Below are 16,150 nucleotides of genomic sequence, written 5' to 3'. Positions count from 1 at the left end.
GTCCGCCTCCTCACCGGATCAGCTTGAACACATCCTGGAAGGTGACCACCGCCATGAAGCCCATCAGCACCACGAAGCCCGCGGTATTGACGGCCATCTCGTACTTCTCCGGGATCTTCTTCCGGAACAGGCGGAAGGCCAGGGTGTCCACGATCAAAAAGAAGATCTTCCCCCCGTCCAGGGCGGGAATGGGCAGCAGGTTCATCACCGCCAGGTTCACGGCGATCATGGCGGCGAAGTACAGGATGTTCTCCACCGCGTCCCGGAGGGTGGGAGACTCCGACCCCACCTGGGTGATGGCGGAGACGATGCCCACCGGGCCGCTGAGGTCCTCCATCCCGGCCTCGCCGGTAAAGAACATCTGCAAGCTCAGCCGCACGATCCGCACAAAGTCGATGGTGTTGAGCCAGCTGGTGCGCAGCTTGGCGCCCAGGGTGGCCTTTTCCACACCGATGGTCCAGCCCAGTCCCTGGTACGGCTCGCCGTTTTCGTCGGAGTAGGTGCCGTAGGCCAGGGGGATCTGGCCCAGGTCCACCACCTCCCCGTCCCGGCGGACCTCCATGTCCACCAGACCGTCGCCGTCCAGGCTCAGCAGCAAGCTCACGTCGCTGTACAAATACACCCGCTCGCCGTTGATGGTCCAGAGCTGGTCCCCGGGCTGGAGACCGCCGTCCCCCTGGGCGGGGAACTCCGGCGCGAAGTCCAGGACCTGGGTGGTGTAAAAGGCGGCGGTGCCGCTGTACAGGATCAGCACGATCAAAAGGCCCGTCAGGAAATTCATGATGGACCCGGCGGCGAAGATCAGCGCCTGCTTCCAGAAGCCCTGACTGGTCAGGGACCGCTCGTCGTCAGAGGTGCTGTCCTCTCCCTCCATGGCGCAGAAGCCCCCGATGGGCAGCGCCCGCAGGGAGTACTCCGTCTCCCCCACCGTGCGGCCCCAGATCTGGGGCCCCATGCCGATGGAGAACTCGTTGACCCGCACGCCGCAGAGCTTGGCGGTGATAAAATGGCCGAACTCATGGACGGCGATCAGCACGCCGAAGATCAAAATGGCCGCCAGGATATACAAAATCATGCGCGTTGCTCCTCAAATTCTTAAAATCGTGCCCGGACCACGTCCCTTGCGGCAGCGTCTGCCGCCAGGATATCCTCCAGGGCCGGGTCCTGCCGCACGTCCACCTGTTCCCGGGCCAGGGCCACCAGGCGGGGAATGTCGTAAAAGCCGATCTTCTCCGCCAGGAACAGCTCCACCGCCGCCTCGTTGGCGGCGTTCAGCACGGCGCAGGCGGTGCCGCCCGCCTCCGCGGCCTCCTCCGCCAGCGAAAGGCAGGGGAACACCTCCCGGTCCGGCTGGGCGAAGGTCAGCGGCGGGCAGGTCAGCAGGTCCAGGGGCTCCGCCGGGCTCTCGCCCCGGTTGGGATACGTCATGGCGTAGCGGATGGGCAGGCGCATATCCGGCGTGCCCAGCTGGGCCAGCACGGCGCCGTCCCGGTACTCCACCAGGGAGTGGACAATGGACTGGCGGTGGATCACCACCGACACCTGGGAGAGGGGCAGGCGGTACAGACGCATGGCCTCGATGACCTCCAGGCCCTTGTTCATCAGCGTGGCGCAGTCCACGGTGATCTTGGGGCCCATGGTCCAGTTGGGGTGGCGCAGGGCGTCCGCCCGGGTCATCCGACCCGCCTCTTCCCTGGTCATGCCGTAGAAAGGCCCGCCGGAGCAGGTCAAAATCAGCCGCCGGATCTCCCGGCGGTCGCGGCAGCCCTGAACGCACTGGAAGATGGCGGAGTGCTCGCTGTCCACCGGCACGATCTCCGCCCCAAAGCGGTCCGCCGCGTCCATGACCAGCTGCCCGGCGCAGACCAGGGTCTCCTTGTTGGCAAGAGCGATGCGCTTTTTCGCCTCAATGGCGGCCAGGGTCGGCTTCAGGCCCACCATGCCCACCACGGCGGTGACCACCGTGTCCGCCTCCGGCAGCACGGCGGCCTCCAGCAATCCCTCCGGACCGCCGATCACCTTCGTACCGGTGTCCGCCAGCCGCACGGCCAGATCCCTGGCGGCGGCCTCATCGGTGAGGACCGCCAGGGACGGACGGAATTTCCGCACCTGCTCCTCCACCCGGTCCACGCTGGACCGGGCGGTGATGGCCGCCAGCCGCAGGCCCATCTGCTCCGCCACGTCCAATGTCTGGCGGCCGATGGAACCGGTGGAGCCCAAAATGGAAATCGTTTTGCTCATAGTCTATTCCTCAATGCTGAAAACAATCCTAAAATCCGCAAAGCGTCCCTCAGAGCAGCTGTAACAGCAGCCACACGAAGGGCGCCGCGAAGGTCACGCTGTCGAACCGGTCCAGGATGCCGCCGTGGCCCGGCAGCAGATGGCCGTAGTCCTTGACGCCGAACTCCCGCTTGATGACGGAGAAGCTCAGGTCCCCGATCTGGCTGACGGCGCTGCCCACCAGGCCGAAAAACAGGATCTCCCGGGGGCCCATGAACGCGTCGGTGATGATATGCGCGCCGATCCAGGTCAGCAGCAGCGTGCCCAGCACGCCGCCGATCAGTCCGCCCACGGCGCCCTCCACGCTTTTCTTGGGGCTGACACGGGGGGACAGCCTGTGTTTACCCAGGGTGCAGCCCACAAAGTAGGCCAGGGTATCGCTGCCAAAGGAGACGCAAAGGGGCAGAAAGACCATGATCCGGCCGACGATCTCTCCGCCCTCGCTGCCGTATGCCATCCGCAGCCGCAGCAGGCAGCTGAGCATCAGCGGGAACACCAGCCCGGCAAACACCGCGGCGGTCAGGACGGCAAAGGGCACGGGCCGCTCCCTGTCGTACCGGAGGATGGCCACTACGAACAGCGCCAGCACCAGCACCGCCCCCAGCAGCCCCGTCAGGGGCAGGACCGGCAGGGCGGTCAGCTTCGCATACCGGATGGTCAGCTCCCCGTACACACACACCGGCACCAGCACCGCCGCCAGCACCGTCAGCGGGAGCAGGGGCTTCCCCGCCTCAGCGGCCACGGCGTGCATCAGCTCCCAGGCGCCGACGGCGCACATCAGGGCCAGCAGCACCATGGTCGCCCAGTCCGGGGCCCAGCCCAGCACCAGCAGCAAAAAGGGGATGCCCACCACGGCCACCAGGACCCGCGCTTTCAGAGAACTCATTTTTTCACGCCTCCAAATCGTCTGTCGCGGCTTTGATAGGCCGCGATGGCCCGGTCCAGCTCCGCCTCGTCAAAGTCCGGCCAGAGGGTGTCGGTGTAGTAGAACTCCGCGTAGGCGCACTGCCAGAGCAGGAAGTTCGAAAGCCGCTGCTCCCCGCTGGGCCGGATGATGAGCTCCGGGTCCGGGATGCCGGCGGAGTCCAGATAGGAGGAGAACAGCGCCTCGTCCAGGTCCTCAGGCCGCTTCTCCCCCGCCGCGCACTCCGCGGCAAAGCGCCGCGCCGCCCGGAGGATCTCGTCCCGGCCGCCGTAGTTGAGGCAGACGTTGGCCTGGAAATCATCCCTGGACAGGTGCTCGGTGATCTCGTCGGTCTCCCGGGCCAGGGCCCGCAGCTCCGGGGCGATGGGGGTCATGTCCCCGAAGAAGTGGAGCCGGATGTGGTCCCGCTCCATGGTGTCCACCGCCTCCAGCAGATACTTCTTCAGCAGCAGCATGATGGCGCCCACCTCGCTCTCGGAGCGTTTCCAGTTCTCCGTGGAGAAAGCGTAGACGGTCAGATACTGCACACCTAGTTCCTTGCAGTAGGTGGCGATGCGGCGGAAGGTCTCCGCCCCGGCCTTGTGGCCGGCGGTGCGGGGCAGGCCCCGGCGGGTAGCCCAGCGGCCGTTGCCGTCCATGATGATGGCGATGTGCCGGGGGACCCCCATCTCCTTGGAACAGGGCAGGCCGGCGGCCTGCCCTGTCTCGTTTTGTCTCATACGTTCTGCCATCAGACCGCCATCAATTCTTTCTCTTTCTTGGTCAGCAGGTCATCCAGCTTCTTGCAGCTGTCGTCGGTGAGCTTCTGCAGGTCCTTTTCCACCTGCTTCATCTCATCCTCGGTGATCTCCGCCTTCTTCTCCTGCTTCTTGAAGTTGTCCATGGCGTCCCGGCGGATGTTGCGGATGGCCACCTTGCCGTTTTCCGCGTACTTGCGGATCTGCTTGACCAGCTCCTTGCGGCGCTCCTCGGTCAGCTGGGGGAAGCTCAGGCGCAGGCTGCGGCCGTCGTTCTGGGGATTGATGCCCAGGTCGGAGTTCTGGATGGCCTTCTCAATGGACTTGACGGCGCTGGTGTCCCAGGGCTGGATCAGCAGCGTCCGGGGGTCCGGGGTGGAGATGGCCGCGATCTGCTGGATGGGGGTGGGGCTGCCGTAGTAGTCCACCATGATCCGGTCCAGCACGGCGGCGTTGGCCCGGCCCGCCCGCACGGAGGCGAAGTCGGCAGCCACAGAGTCGATGCTCTTTTGCATCTTGTCCTCGTACTTCTTGTATTCGTCCTTCAACATCCTGTGTTCCTTCCTTTCATGTCGAAAACTTGGGGCAGCGGCGTCGCCGCGTCATTCCTTCACGATGGTGCCCACGTTCTCTCCGCACAGAGCCCGGATGATGTTCCGGGGGTCCTTCAGGGCGAAGAGCAGCACCGGGATGTGGTTGTCCATGGAGAGGGACGTGGCGGTGGAGTCCATCACCATCAGGTGCTGGGCCAGCACGTCGTCGTAGCTGATGGAGTCGTACTTCACGGCGGTGGGGTCCTTCACCGGGTCGGCGTTGTACACGCCGTCCACGTTCTTGGCCAGCAAAATCACGTCGGCCCCGATCTCCGCCGCCCGCAGCACCGCCGCGGTGTCCGTGGAGAAGAAGGGGTTGCCGGTGCCGGCGCCGAAGATCACCACTCTCCCCTTCTCCAGGTGCCGGATGGCCCGGGAGCGGATGTAGGGCTCGGCGATGGCCCGCATCTCGATGGCGGTCTGGACCCGGACGGGGATGCCCTTCTGCTCGCACACATCCGCCACGGCCAGGCAGTTCATCACCGTGGCCAGCATGCCCATGTGGTCGGCCCGGGTGCGCTCCATCTTGCCGCCGCTGTTCTTGGCGCCCCGCCAGAAGTTGCCGCCGCCGATGACCAGACCCACCTGGACGCCCATGTCCAGGCACTCCTTGAGAATATCGCAGACCTGGCTGATGACCTCAAAATCCAGGCCGGAGTGCTTGTCGCCGGCCAGGGCCTCGCCGCTGACCTTCAGCAGCACCCGCTTGTAAACAGGCTTTGCCATGGTAAAATCCTCCCTCTGCTTGCAGTCCATGATAACGGCTATATTTTACCGTATTTTTCGCCGTTTGCATAGGGGGGAACGAGAAGTTTTTCCCGGAAAAAAGCTGGAGCGCCGGGCCGGCCCCTTGGTCCCGAACCAAGCGCGCCCCCGTGGGGCGGGAGGCGGTTTTCCGGCCCGGGGCCGGATTTTTTCCCTCCGCAACCGATATTCGACACCCGGGTGGTGGCCTTTTCCCCGGAAATCTGCTATCCTGGAACCAGCAAAGGAGGAATGTCCATGACGCTGGGACAGCGGATCAGTGGGTACCGAAAGGCCCTGGGCATCTCCCAGGAGGAGCTGGGGGCCCGGCTGGGCGTGAGCCGCCAGGCGGTGAGCAAGTGGGAGACCGGCGCCGCCGCGCCGGATATGGAGAATTTGCTGGCCCTGGCCCGGGAATTCGGCGTCAGCGTGGCGGAGCTGACCGCCACGCCGGAGCCGCCCGCTCCGGCAGAGGCCGCCGGAGGGCCGGAGCCTCCTCCCCCGCCCCGGCGGCGGGGCTGGTGGATCGGAGTGGCGCTGGTCCTGGTGCTGCTGGTCTTCATGACGGGGACGCTGATCGTCCTGGGCCTCCGCTCCACGGCGGGGCAGGTCAGCGACATCCCGGAGCCGGTGGACTCGGCGTTCTATCTCACCTGGCAGGTCCCCCGGCTGGGACATCAGGAGTGGTATGAATACCTGTCCCTGGGTGAGCAGGAGGACTTCTTCCCCTTCGGCACCTCCCTGGTGCTGACGGAGCCGGAGGAAGTCCTGGATACGGACGACTCCCTCTCCACCCTCCACCGGGCGGACTGCGGCGCCGTCCGGCTGGAATACCTCCACACCGGCTATGCCCCGGAGCTGGACCCGGAAACGCCGGAGCGGGAATTCATCACGAAGATCGCCACCATGGTGCCGGGGTACACCACGCCCCGGGGCATCGGCGTGGGCGATACCAAGGAGGATGTCCTGCGCTCCTACGGCGACGAGCTGGTCTACTGCCTCAAGGAGCAGGGCGGCTACACCCTGGTGAAGCACGACTACTATTACGCCTTCCAGACGCCGGAGACCTTCGGACAGAGCCTGTGCCTCTATATACGGGACGGGCTGGTGGCGGGCATCAAGCTGGAGCATATGTTGGACGCCGGGAATACGGCCTACGCCCCCAACAACGTGACCCGCTTCCCCCTGGTGAACGGCGAGCCGGACTTCTCAGCGCGGCAGGAGCCGGAGCGGGAGGAGATCAGTGACACCCGGAGGGTCTACATCGCCTGGAACCGGCTGGTGACCGACAGCAATCTCTCCGCTGAGGAGCGGTACGCCTGCCGGCGGGACGTATTCAGCCTGCTGCCGGACATGGACTGGGGCGAACTGCGGCAGATGGGCAGCGCAGAAAATCCGGACGACGCCATCTTCGGCCTCATGACCTGGCTGGAGGACCAGGCTCCCTACTCCTCCGCCGAGATCCTGTGGGTACAGATGGGCTGCACCGCCCAGGGGCTGGACGGAGCCTATACGGAGGGCTACTGCCGCATCCTCTCCCGCGCCCTCTTCTCCGACCCGGTGACCTTTTCCAAGTCCCTGGCCGCAGAGGGCGCGGATGAGGCCGCAAAGAGCAGCGCCCTCCACCTCACTGCCTACGACGCGGACCTGTACCCGGCGGATCTGGAAAACGCTTTGGATACGCTGGATGCTGCCCTGGCCGGCGGCGTTTTCACCGACGCGGAGCGGGGCTGGGCGGAGCTGCTGCGGCTGTACCTGACCACGCCCCTGGAATCGCGCGGGGATCTCCCCGCTTCTCCGGCGGAACTGGGCTGACCGGCCGGACAGACGGCGCGGGGGAACGGCATTGCCGTTCCCCCGCGCTGTCTTATTGCTCGCCGGCCGCCGTCAGCAGCCGGATCAGGGTGTCCTTCCCCTCCCCCTTCTCCGCGGAGAAGGGCACCAGGGCGTCGGCCTCCGTCAGCTCCAGGGTCTCCCGGATCAGGGCCAGGGCCGGTTCGATCTGGCTCTTTTTCAGCTTGTCCAGCTTGTTGGCCACAATGATCTCCGGGCAGCCGGACTGGCGGAACCAGTCGTGCATGGTCACGTCGTTGGCCGTGGGCTTGTGGCGGATGTCCACGATCAGCACCCCGGCGGTGATGCGGCCGGTCTCCTCCTGGAAATAGCTCTCCATGAGGCGGCCCCACCGCTCCTTCTCCGCCTGGCTGACCTTGGCGTAGCCGTACCCCGGCAGGTCCACCAGATAGGCCCGGCTGTCCACCAGGAAGTAGTTGATCTGGGTGGTCTTGCCCGGGGACGCGCCCACGTAGGCCAGGTTCTTCCGGCCCACCAGCCGGTTGATGACCGAGGACTTGCCCACGTTGGACCGGCCCGCAAAGGCGAACTGGGGCAGGCCGTCCCGCAGGAAGTGGTCCCGGTGGGAGGCGGAGCGGACGAACTCCACTTTGTTGAAATTCAAAGCCATGTACAGGTGTTCTCCTTTACTGCCGCAGAGCGGCGTCTCCCCCGGTTTCCCGGCCGGGCAGGGGCGCGAAGGCGGCCACCGGCCGCTCCTCGTGGACCGGGGCGGAGACCTCCGGGCACAGCGCGGCGGCGAACACCTGGTCCACCGTCTCCACCGGCACGAAGTGCAGCGCGGCACGGACCGTGGGGTCGATCTCCTCCAGATCCCGGACGTTGTCCTTGGGGATCAGGACCGTGCCGATGCCGTTGCGCAGGGCGGCCATGGTCTTTTCCTTCAGTCCGCCGATGGCCAGCACCCGGCCCCGGAGGGTCACCTCGCCGGTCATGGCGACGCCCGCCCGGATCTTCCGCCCGGTCAGGGCGGAGAGCATGGCCGTGGTCACGGCGATGCCGGCGGAGGGGCCGTCCTTGGGCACCGCGCCCTCCGGGAAGTGGACGTGGATGTCCAGGGTCTTGTGGAAGTCGGCGGGCAGGTTCAGCGCCGCGGCGCGGCTGCGGAGGCAGCTGAGGGCCGCCTGGGCGGACTCCTTCATCACGTCGCCCAGGTTGCCGGTGAGCTCCAGCTTGCCGGAGCCCTCCATGACGTTGACCTCCACCTCCAGAATCTCGCCGCCGGCTTCGGTCCAGGCCAGGCCGTTGACCACGCCCACCTCCTCCCGGTCCGTGTGGAGGGCCGGGGGATAGGGCTGGCAGTCCAGCAGCTTGGGAAGGTCGTTTTCCGTAACGGCGATCCGCTTTACATCGCCTGTCAGCAGGCGCATATCGGCCTTGCGGCACACCGCCGCCAGCCGCCGCTCCAGCAGGCGGACGCCGGACTCCCGGGTGTAGTCCCGGATGATGGCGCGGATCACGTCGTCGCCCATGCGCACCGCGCCCTTCTTCAATCCATGGGCGGCCAGCTGCTTGGGCAGCAGGTGGCGCTTGGCGATCTGGAGCTTTTCCTCGTCGGTGTAGCTGCTCAGGCGGATGACCTCCATCCGGTCCAGCAGGGGCCGGGGGATGGTGTCGGTGGTGTTGGCGGTGGTGATGAACAGGACCTTCGTCAGGTCCACGGGAATCTCCAGGAAGTGGTCCCGGAAGGCGTAGTTCTGCTCGCCGTCCAGCACCTCCAGCAGCGCCGCCGCCGGGTCGCCCCGGTAGTCGCTGCCCAGCTTGTCGATCTCATCCAGCAGCAGCAGCGGGTTCATGGACCCGGCGCGGCTGATGGCCTCGATGATGCGGCCGGGCATGGCGCCTATGTAGGTCTTGCGGTGGCCCCGGATGTCGGCCTCGTCCCGGACGCCGCCCAGGGAGAGGCGGGCCAGCTTGCGGTTGAGGGCCTTGGCCACGGAGATGGCGATGGAGGTCTTGCCCACGCCCGGCGGGCCCACCAGGCAGAGGATCTGCCCCTTGGCGTCGGGGTTCATCTGCCGGACGGCGATGGTCTCCAAAATCCGCTCCTTCACCTTTTCCAGGCCGAAGTGGTCCTTCTCCAGCACCTTCCGGGCGGCCTCCACGCTGAGGCGCTCGCGGGTCTCCACGTTCCAGGGCATCTCCAGGCACACGTCCAGGTAGTTGCGGATGACGGCCCCCTCGGCGCTGCCGAAGGGCTGCTTGGAGAGCTTCGTGACCTCCTTCAAAAGGTGCTTCTCCGTCTCCTCGTCCAGCTTGAGGGCAGTGATCTTCTCCCGGTAGGCGGTCAGCTCATCGGTCTCGGTCTCCTCGCTCTCTCCCAGCTCGTTCTGGAGGACCCGGATCTGGGTGCGCAGGATCTGCTCCCGCTGGGAGCGGACCAGCTGGTCCCGGACCTTGCTCTCCATCTCGTGCTCGAAGCCCAGGACGTTGTTCTCCCGGGCCAGGAAGCCGTTAAGCTTGCGCAGGCGGATGTAGGGGGAGAACTCCTCCAGGATCTCCTGCTTGTCGGTGTACCGCAGGCTGATGTTCTGGGCGATGTAGTCCGCCAGGAAGCCGGGGTCCCGGCTGTCCATGACGGTGGAGAGGACCTCGTCGGCCACGCCGCCGGCCATCTGGGCGTACTCCCCGAAGAGGGTGTACGTCTGGCGCAGCAGGGCCTCGGTCCGGGGGCTGCGCTGGAAGGCCTCGGAGTACGTCTCCTCGGGGATGGCCTCCACGTTGGCCTGGAGGTAGGGTGTGGTCTGCCACAGCCGCTTCAGCCGGGCCCGCTGGCTGCCCTCCACCACGCAGCGGACGGTGCTGCCCATCCGCAGCAGGTGGGAGATGTGGGACACGGTGCCGATCTCATAGAGGTCGGCCTCGCCGGGCTCGGCCGTGCCGATCTCCCGCTGGGTCACCAGGAAGATGTCCTGGTCCGTCTCCATGGCCCGCTCCAGGGCGGCGATGGAGATGGGCCGCTCCACATCGAAGGTCAGGTTCATATGGGGGAAAACCGTCAGGCCCCGGAGGGCCAGGACGGGGATGTTCCAGTTGCTCAGTTCCATGGGCGGTTTCCTTTCTTGGAAAAAAGACAGGGGGAAGGGCACCGCGTCCCTTCCCTCTGCGCTTTAAGAAGCCGACGCGGGGGACGAGGAACCGGAGACCGGTTTGCCCTCTCCCTTGCCGGTGTTCAGTTTCACGGAGTAGTTGATCTTCCGGGGGTCGTGGGTCAGGACGGGCTGCCCCTTCCCCTCCACGCAGTCCCGGGTGATGACCACCTTGGCGATGGTGGGGTCGGAGGGCACGTCGTACATGATCTGGGTCAGCATCCCCTCCATGACGGCCCGCAGGCCCCGGGCGCCGATGTTCCGGGCGATGGCCTGGTCGGCGATGGCCTCCAGGGCCTCCGGCTCGAACTCCAGCTCCACGTCGTCGTACTCCATCAGCTTCTTGTACTGCTTGACCAGGGCGTTCTTGGGCTCCATCAGGATCCGCACCAGATCCTCCCGCCGCAGGGCGTTGAGGGGCGCGATCACCGGCAGGCGGCCCACCAGCTCCGGGATCAGGCCGAACTTCAGGATGTCGTGGGGCTGGACCTCGTGGAGAATCTTGCTGATGTCCTTGTCCTTCTTCCCCTGGACGTTGGCGCCGAAGCCGATGGACTTCTGGTCCAGGCGCTTTTCGATGATCTTCTCCAGACCGTCAAAAGCGCCGCCGCAGATGAAGAGGATGTTCTTGGTGTTGACCTGGATGAACTCCTGGTGGGGGTGCTTGCGGCCGCCCTGGGGCGGCACGTTGGCCACGGTCCCCTCCACGATCTTCAAAAGCGCCTGCTGCACGCCCTCGCCGGACACGTCCCGGGTGATGGAGGTGTTCTCGCTCTTGCGGGCGATCTTGTCGATCTCATCCACGTAGATGATGCCGTGCTCGGCCCGCTCCACGTCGAAGTCCGCCGCCTGCAAAAGGCGCAGCAGGATGTTCTCCACGTCGTCGCCCACGTAGCCGGCCTCGGTGAGGGTGGTGGCGTCGGCGATGGCAAAGGGGACCTTCAGGATCCGGGCCAGGGTCTGGGCAAACAGGGTCTTGCCGGAGCCGGTGGGGCCCAGCATGAGAATGTTGCTCTTCTGGAGCTCCACGTCCTCGTCGCCGCCGAAGAAAATGCGCTTATAGTGGTTGTAGACCGCCACGGACAAGGCCACCTTGGCCTCGTCCTGGCCGATGACGTACTGGTCCAGCACGTCCTTGATCTCCCGGGGCGTGGGGAGCTGATCGGGGATATCCTCCAGCGCGCCGCTGCCGCTGTCCTCGAACCCGTCGTTGAGGATGCTCATGCAAAGCTGCACGCACTCGTCGCAGATGCGCACGCCGGGCCCCTGGATCATCCGGTGGACCTGGCTCTCATGCTTGCCGCAGAAGGAGCACCGCAGGGTCTTTTTGCCGTCGTCGTTCATGGTATTACCTCGTTTTCAGGATTTGCGCTTATTTTTTGTTGCGGATGATCTTGTCCACCAGACCGAAGTCCAGCGCCTCCTGGGCGGTCATCCAGTTGTCCCGCTCAGAGACCTCCTTGATCTGCTCGGCGGTCTTACCGGTATTCTGCGCCAGGATCTCATTCAAATTCTTCTTGATCCGCAGGAAGTGCTCCACGTCGATCTCCATGTCCGTCACCTTGCCCTGGGTGCCGGCGGAGGGCTGGTGGATCATGATCTCCGCGTTGGGCAGGGCGAAGCGCTTGCCCTTGGCGCCGGAGGAGAGCAGGAACGCGCCCATGCTGGCGGCCATGCCGATGCAGATGGTGGACACGTCGCACTTGACATACTGCATGGTGTCGTAGATGGCCATGCCGTCAGTGACGGAGCCGCCGGGGCTGTTGATATAGAACTGGATGTCCTTGTCGGGGTCCTGGGCCTCCAGATACAGCATCTGGGCCACCACCAGGCTGGCGGTGGTGGCGTTGACCTCCTCCCCCAGGAAGATGATGCGGTCGTTCAGCAGGCGGGAGAAGATGTCGTAGGACCGCTCGCCGCGGTTGGTCTGCTCCACCACATAGGGTACTAAGCTCATTGGTATAACCTCCTTGAATCTGCGCCGTGTACCGGGCGCGCTCGGACAGGAATATGGCAAAAGCGCCCCCGCCCCTTTCGGGCCGCCGGCGCCCCTGCCAACGCACGTGCCCCTATCCTACTACAAAGGCCGTGCGGGAATCTGTCAAATTCGCGGGAACGCCCCCGGACCATTGGACAGGATACCCGGAATCACTTGGATTCAGCGCTCTCCTCGTCCTCTTTTTTCTCAGCGGCCTTCTTGGTGGACTTGCGGGCGGGCTTCTTCTCCTCGCCCTCGGTCTCCTCGGCCTTCTTCGCGCTCTTGCGGGCGGGCTTCTTCTCCTCGCCCTCGGCCTCCTCGGCCTTCTTGCTGGACTTCCGGGCGGGCTTCTTCTCCTCGTCCTTCTTCTCCGGCTTGGTGGCCACGGCGCTGTCCACCACCACGGCAACGGCCTTCTGGGTGGTGACCTGGTCCTTGACCTGGTCGGCCTGGAGGTACTTCTTCACCATCTCCAGATCCATGCCGTACTGGTCGGCCATCTTCTTGAACTCGGCCTCCACTTCCTCGTCGGAGACCTCGATGTTCTCGGCCTTGATGATGGCGGCCAGGGCCAGATCCAGGCGCACCTGCCGCAGGGCGGGCTCCTTGGCGTCCTCCAGCAGCTTCTGCTCATCCATGCCGGTCATCTTCATGTACTGGTCATAGGGGATGCCCTGCTGGGCAATCTGCATCTTGAAGTTCTCCAGGAACTGACGGGCCTGGCCCTCCACCATGGCGTCGGGCACGTCGGCGGTAATGTTGGCCGCCACCTGCTCCATCAGGGCGTCCTCAAAGGCGCGGTCGGCGTCCTTCTGGCGCTCCTCGGTGATCTTCTTCTTCAGATCGGCCTTCAGGTCCTTGAGGGTGTCGAACTCGCTGACGTCCTTGGCGAACTCGTCGTCCAGGGCGGGGACCTCCTTCTCCTTGACCTCGTGGACCTTCACCTTGAACACCACGGCCTTGCCGGCCAGCTCGGGGGTGTAGTCCTCGGGGAAGGTGATGTCGATGTCCTTCTCCTCGTCGGCCTTCATGCCGACCACCTGCTCCTCAAAGCCGGGCACGAAGCTGTGGGAGCCCAGCTCCAGGCTGTGGTTGGTGCCCTTGCCGCCGTCAAAGGGCTTGCCGTCCAGGAACCCCTCGAAGTCGATGACGGCGGTGTCGCCCTCCTTGGCCTCCCGGTCCACGGACACCAGACGGGTGTTGCGGTCCTGGAGGATCTTCACCCGCTCGTCCACGTCGGCGGCGGTGACCTTCACCTCATCCTTGGGGGCGGACAGGCCCTTGTACTGGCCCAGGGTCACCTCGGGATAGACGGGCGCGGTGGCCTTGAAGGTGAAGCCCTCCTTGGTGCACTCGCCCACCAGCTCCACGGTGGGATAGCCCACGACCTGCAGCTCCTGCTCCTTCACCGCGGCCTCATAGGCCTCGGGGAAGGCGGCGTTGATCGCTTCCTCATAAAACACCTCGGCGCCGTACATTCCCTCGATGATCTTCCGGGGGGCCTTGCCGGGGCGGAAGCCGGGCACATTGATCTTGCGGCGCATCTTCTGATACGCCTTCTCAACGGCGGCCTCAAACTCTGCCGCGCCCACCTCGATGGTCAGCACGACCTGGCTTTTCTCTACTTTTTCGCAGCTTTTCACACTCATGTCGTTTACTCCTCCGTTCATCACCGGTCGGGCGCCGGTGCGAAATGGTATTTTATCATAGTTAGGCCGAAAAAGCCATACTTTTTTACATTATTCACAAATTTTTTTAGGAACAAATCCCAGATGGTCCGCGGAGATCAGGGAGAACTCCGTCTGCCCCCGCCGCCCCTCCATCCTTCGCTTGATGGTGGGCCCGTGGAGGTGGCCGTAGCAGCACAGCTCCACCGGGTACCGCTCCAGCGCCTCCAGGATCTCCGGGCACTGATAGCCCTGGTACAGGGGCGGATAGTGGAGGAAGCAGAAGATGGGCCGCCCCTCCGCCGCCCGGAGGGAGGCCTCCAGCCGTCCCACCTCCCGGTTCAAGACCTTGGCGTTGTGAGGCTTCTGGTCCTCCTCCAGGAACCACCCCCGGGTGCCGCAGAGGGCGTAGTCTCCATAGAGGGCGCAGTTGTTGTGGAGAAAGTCCAGCGTGGTGATGCCCTTCTCGTTGAAAAAGTTCTTCATCTTGGACACCGTGGACCACCAGTAGTCGTGGTTGCCCTTGATGAGGTACTTCTTGCAGGGGAACTGGTCCAGGAAGCGGAAGTCCGCCTCCGCCTGGGGAAGGTCGATGCCCCAGGAGGTGTCCCCCGCCAGGACCAGCACGTCCTCGGCGGTGAGCTGTCCCAGGGACGCCTCGATGCGGCTGACATAGTTCTCCCAGGCGGGGCCGAACACCTCCATGGACTTGTCGGCCGTCAGGGACAGGTGCAGGTCCCCGATGGCATAGAGGGCCATACGCGCCCCTCCCTTCCGTGCGGATCTCTTATTTCAGGAAGTCCAGCACCACGCCGTCCATGCCGGGCTTCTCACAGGTCAGGTCGAAGCGGCGGGCCTTGCCCTTGAGGGCCGCCAGCCGCCGGGGTACGGCGGTGCCGGTGACATCGTGCAGCTGGTCCAGCAGTTCCACGCCGTCGCCCGCGGGGGTCTGGCCGATGGCGGTGAGGACGCTGTCGCAGAACTTGTAGGGGGACGCCGTGGAGACAAAGACCGTGGGGGTCTTGTCGCCGCTTGCGGCGCGGTACTGCTCCATGACGCTGGCGGCCACGGCGGTGTGGGTGTCGATCAGATAGCCGTAGTCCTTGTAGTATTTCGCGATGGCGGCGGTGGTGCCGGCCTCGTCGCAGAAGCCGCCCCAGTACTGCTCCGCCAGGGCCTTCTTGATGGCATCGGACACCTCATAACGGCCGGTGGCCGCCAGAGCGTCCATGTAGCGGCGGACCTCGGAGTCGTTCTCCCCGGCCAGGTCGAACAGCAGCCGCTCCAGGTTCGAGGAGATCAGGATGTCCATGGAGGGGCTCATGGTGGTGTGGAAGGGGCGGTTGCGGTCGTAGACGCCGGTGCGCAGGAAGTCGGTCAGCACGTCGTTGCAGTTGGAGGCGCAGATCAGCTTGCCCACGGGCAGGCCCATACGCTTTGCGTAGTAGGCGGCCAGGATGTCGCCGAAGTTGCCGGTGGGAACGCAGAAGTTCACCTTGTCCCCCATGACGATCCGGCGGTCCCGGACCAGGTCGCAGTAGGCGGAGATATAGTAGACCACCTGGGGCAGGATGCGGCCCCAGTTGATGGAGTTGGCGGAGGAGAGGAAATAGCCCCGCTGCGCCAGGGTCTCCCGGATGGCGGCGTCGGAGAAAATGCGCTTCACGCCGGCCTGGGCGTCGTCAAAGTTGCCCACCACGGCGCACACGCCTACGTTCTCGCCGTCCTGGGTCACCATCTGGGTCTCCTGGACACGGGACACGCCGTCCTTGGGATAGAACACCATGATCTTGGTCTGGGGCACGTCGGCGAAGCCCTCCATGGCGGCCTTGCCGGTGTCGCCGGAGGTGGCCACCAGGATGCAGACGGTCTTGTTCTCCCCGGTCTTGCGCAGGGCGGCGGAGAGCAGCTGGGGCAGCATCTGGAGCGCCATGTCCTTGAAGGCGCTGGTGGGGCCGTGCCACAGCTCCAGGCAGTGGGTGGTCTCGTCCAGGGTGCGGACGGGGGCCACGGCGCCGGTGTCGAACTTCGACCGGCCGTAGGCGTTCTCAGCAAAGGTCAGCAGCTCCGCCTCGGTGTAGTCGGTCAGGTACAGCGCCATGACCTTGGCGGCCCGCTCCTGATAGCGGACGTGGACCAGGCTGTTCAAAAAGGCCTCGTCGATCTGGGGGATCTCGCAGGGGGTCAGCAGTCCGCCGTCCCGGCTCAGACCCATCTCGATGGCCTCCGCCGCGTCCAGGCGGACGGAGCGGTCCCGTGTGCTCAGATACTTCATAATGGCAA

At 65.3% G+C, this 16,150-nt stretch carries 14 protein-coding genes; 1 reads left to right on the top strand and 13 read right to left on the bottom strand.

Annotated elements, in window-relative coordinates:
- Nucleotides 1-10: 10 nt before the first annotated feature.
- The 6 genes from KFE19_16300 to KFE19_16275 all read right to left on the bottom strand — a co-directional run bounded on the left by KFE19_16300 (nt 11) and on the right by KFE19_16275 (nt 5,261).
- Nucleotides 11-1,075, bottom strand: coding sequence for a site-2 protease family protein (locus KFE19_16300; protein QUO37885.1), 1,065 nt, complete (start codon nt 1,073-1,075; stop codon nt 11-13).
- Between the two features lie 20 nt (nt 1,076-1,095).
- Nucleotides 1,096-2,241 (bottom strand): 1-deoxy-D-xylulose-5-phosphate reductoisomerase, encoded by a 1,146-nt coding sequence (locus tag KFE19_16295; GenBank protein ID QUO37884.1) that lies wholly within the window; start codon nt 2,239-2,241, stop codon nt 1,096-1,098.
- 49 nt (nt 2,242-2,290) lie between these two features.
- Complete coding sequence (locus KFE19_16290; protein QUO37883.1) at nt 2,291-3,166, bottom strand: phosphatidate cytidylyltransferase; 876 nt, start codon at nt 3,164-3,166, stop codon at nt 2,291-2,293.
- The gene (gene uppS / locus KFE19_16285) at nt 3,163-3,873 is read right to left on the bottom strand and encodes a di-trans,poly-cis-decaprenylcistransferase (GenBank protein ID QUO39664.1); all 711 of its coding nucleotides are present in this window, start codon (nt 3,871-3,873) and stop codon (nt 3,163-3,165) included. The genes KFE19_16290 and uppS overlap by 4 nt, the downstream gene beginning before the upstream one ends.
- Before the next feature lie 62 nt (nt 3,874-3,935).
- Complete coding sequence (gene frr, locus KFE19_16280) at nt 3,936-4,493, bottom strand: ribosome recycling factor (GenBank protein ID QUO37882.1); 558 nt, start codon at nt 4,491-4,493, stop codon at nt 3,936-3,938.
- A 51-nt stretch (nt 4,494-4,544) separates the two neighbouring features.
- Nucleotides 4,545-5,261 (bottom strand): UMP kinase, encoded by a 717-nt coding sequence (locus KFE19_16275; protein ID QUO37881.1) that lies wholly within the window; start codon nt 5,259-5,261, stop codon nt 4,545-4,547.
- Nucleotides 5,262-5,537: 276 nt separating this feature from the next.
- Between KFE19_16275 and KFE19_16270 the strand changes: the two genes are divergently transcribed.
- A complete protein-coding gene (locus KFE19_16270) occupies nt 5,538-7,094 on the top strand; it encodes a helix-turn-helix transcriptional regulator (protein ID QUO37880.1) in 1,557 nt (518 codons plus the stop codon).
- 52 nt (nt 7,095-7,146) lie between these two features.
- Here KFE19_16270 and KFE19_16265 read toward each other — a convergent pair whose 3' ends face one another.
- From KFE19_16265 to KFE19_16235, 7 genes are all read right to left on the bottom strand, one after another.
- Nucleotides 7,147-7,743 (bottom strand): YihA family ribosome biogenesis GTP-binding protein, encoded by a 597-nt coding sequence (locus tag KFE19_16265; protein QUO37879.1) that lies wholly within the window; start codon nt 7,741-7,743, stop codon nt 7,147-7,149.
- A gap of 16 nt (nt 7,744-7,759) precedes the next feature.
- Entirely contained in the window at nt 7,760-10,180 is a 2,421-nt protein-coding gene (gene lon / locus KFE19_16260; protein QUO37878.1) for an endopeptidase La, read from the bottom strand.
- Between the two features lie 63 nt (nt 10,181-10,243).
- The gene (gene clpX / locus KFE19_16255) at nt 10,244-11,566 is read right to left on the bottom strand and encodes an ATP-dependent Clp protease ATP-binding subunit ClpX (GenBank protein QUO37877.1); all 1,323 of its coding nucleotides are present in this window, start codon (nt 11,564-11,566) and stop codon (nt 10,244-10,246) included.
- 28 nt (nt 11,567-11,594) lie between these two features.
- On the bottom strand, nt 11,595-12,179 hold the full coding sequence (locus KFE19_16250) for an ATP-dependent Clp protease proteolytic subunit (protein ID QUO37876.1): 585 nt from the start codon (nt 12,177-12,179) through the stop codon (nt 11,595-11,597).
- A gap of 191 nt (nt 12,180-12,370) precedes the next feature.
- The gene (gene tig, locus KFE19_16245) at nt 12,371-13,849 is read right to left on the bottom strand and encodes a trigger factor (protein QUO37875.1); all 1,479 of its coding nucleotides are present in this window, start codon (nt 13,847-13,849) and stop codon (nt 12,371-12,373) included.
- Between the two features lie 90 nt (nt 13,850-13,939).
- Complete coding sequence (locus KFE19_16240; GenBank protein QUO37874.1) at nt 13,940-14,626, bottom strand: metallophosphoesterase; 687 nt, start codon at nt 14,624-14,626, stop codon at nt 13,940-13,942.
- A gap of 28 nt (nt 14,627-14,654) precedes the next feature.
- A complete protein-coding gene (locus KFE19_16235) occupies nt 14,655-16,142 on the bottom strand; it encodes a threonine synthase (GenBank protein ID QUO37873.1) in 1,488 nt (495 codons plus the stop codon).
- Nucleotides 16,143-16,150 lie beyond the last annotated feature (8 nt).

This window comes from Dysosmobacter sp. Marseille-Q4140, from assembly GCA_018228705.1.
In the GTDB taxonomy this organism is placed as follows: domain Bacteria; phylum Bacillota; class Clostridia; order Oscillospirales; family Oscillospiraceae; genus Oscillibacter.
The sequence above is the reverse complement of the archived record's forward strand: the minus strand, read 5'-3'. Positions and strand labels throughout refer to the sequence as shown.

What these genes read in the sequence shown, in the direction of transcription:
- KFE19_16295 (QUO37884.1), bottom strand. Translation starts at nt 2,241, where the DNA reads ATGAGCAAAACGATTTCCATTTTGGGCTCCACCGGTTCCATCGGCCGC.
- uppS (QUO39664.1), bottom strand. Translation starts at nt 3,873, where the DNA reads ATGGGGGTCCCCCGGCACATCGCCATCATCATGGACGGCAACGGCCGC.
- KFE19_16250 (QUO37876.1), bottom strand. Translation starts at nt 12,179, where the DNA reads ATGAGCTTAGTACCCTATGTGGTGGAGCAGACCAACCGCGGCGAGCGG.
- KFE19_16300 (QUO37885.1), bottom strand. Translation starts at nt 1,075, where the DNA reads ATGATTTTGTATATCCTGGCGGCCATTTTGATCTTCGGCGTGCTGATC.
- KFE19_16275 (QUO37881.1), bottom strand. Translation starts at nt 5,261, where the DNA reads ATGGCAAAGCCTGTTTACAAGCGGGTGCTGCTGAAGGTCAGCGGCGAG.
- KFE19_16265 (QUO37879.1), bottom strand. Translation starts at nt 7,743, where the DNA reads ATGGCTTTGAATTTCAACAAAGTGGAGTTCGTCCGCTCCGCCTCCCAC.
- tig (QUO37875.1), bottom strand. Translation starts at nt 13,849, where the DNA reads ATGAGTGTGAAAAGCTGCGAAAAAGTAGAGAAAAGCCAGGTCGTGCTG.
- KFE19_16240 (QUO37874.1), bottom strand. Translation starts at nt 14,626, where the DNA reads ATGGCCCTCTATGCCATCGGGGACCTGCACCTGTCCCTGACGGCCGAC.
- KFE19_16290 (QUO37883.1), bottom strand. Translation starts at nt 3,166, where the DNA reads ATGAGTTCTCTGAAAGCGCGGGTCCTGGTGGCCGTGGTGGGCATCCCC.
- lon (QUO37878.1), bottom strand. Translation starts at nt 10,180, where the DNA reads ATGGAACTGAGCAACTGGAACATCCCCGTCCTGGCCCTCCGGGGCCTG.
- frr (QUO37882.1), bottom strand. Translation starts at nt 4,493, where the DNA reads ATGTTGAAGGACGAATACAAGAAGTACGAGGACAAGATGCAAAAGAGC.
- KFE19_16270 (QUO37880.1), top strand. Translation starts at nt 5,538, where the DNA reads ATGACGCTGGGACAGCGGATCAGTGGGTACCGAAAGGCCCTGGGCATC.
- KFE19_16235 (QUO37873.1), bottom strand. Translation starts at nt 16,142, where the DNA reads ATGAAGTATCTGAGCACACGGGACCGCTCCGTCCGCCTGGACGCGGCG.
- clpX (QUO37877.1), bottom strand. Translation starts at nt 11,566, where the DNA reads ATGAACGACGACGGCAAAAAGACCCTGCGGTGCTCCTTCTGCGGCAAG.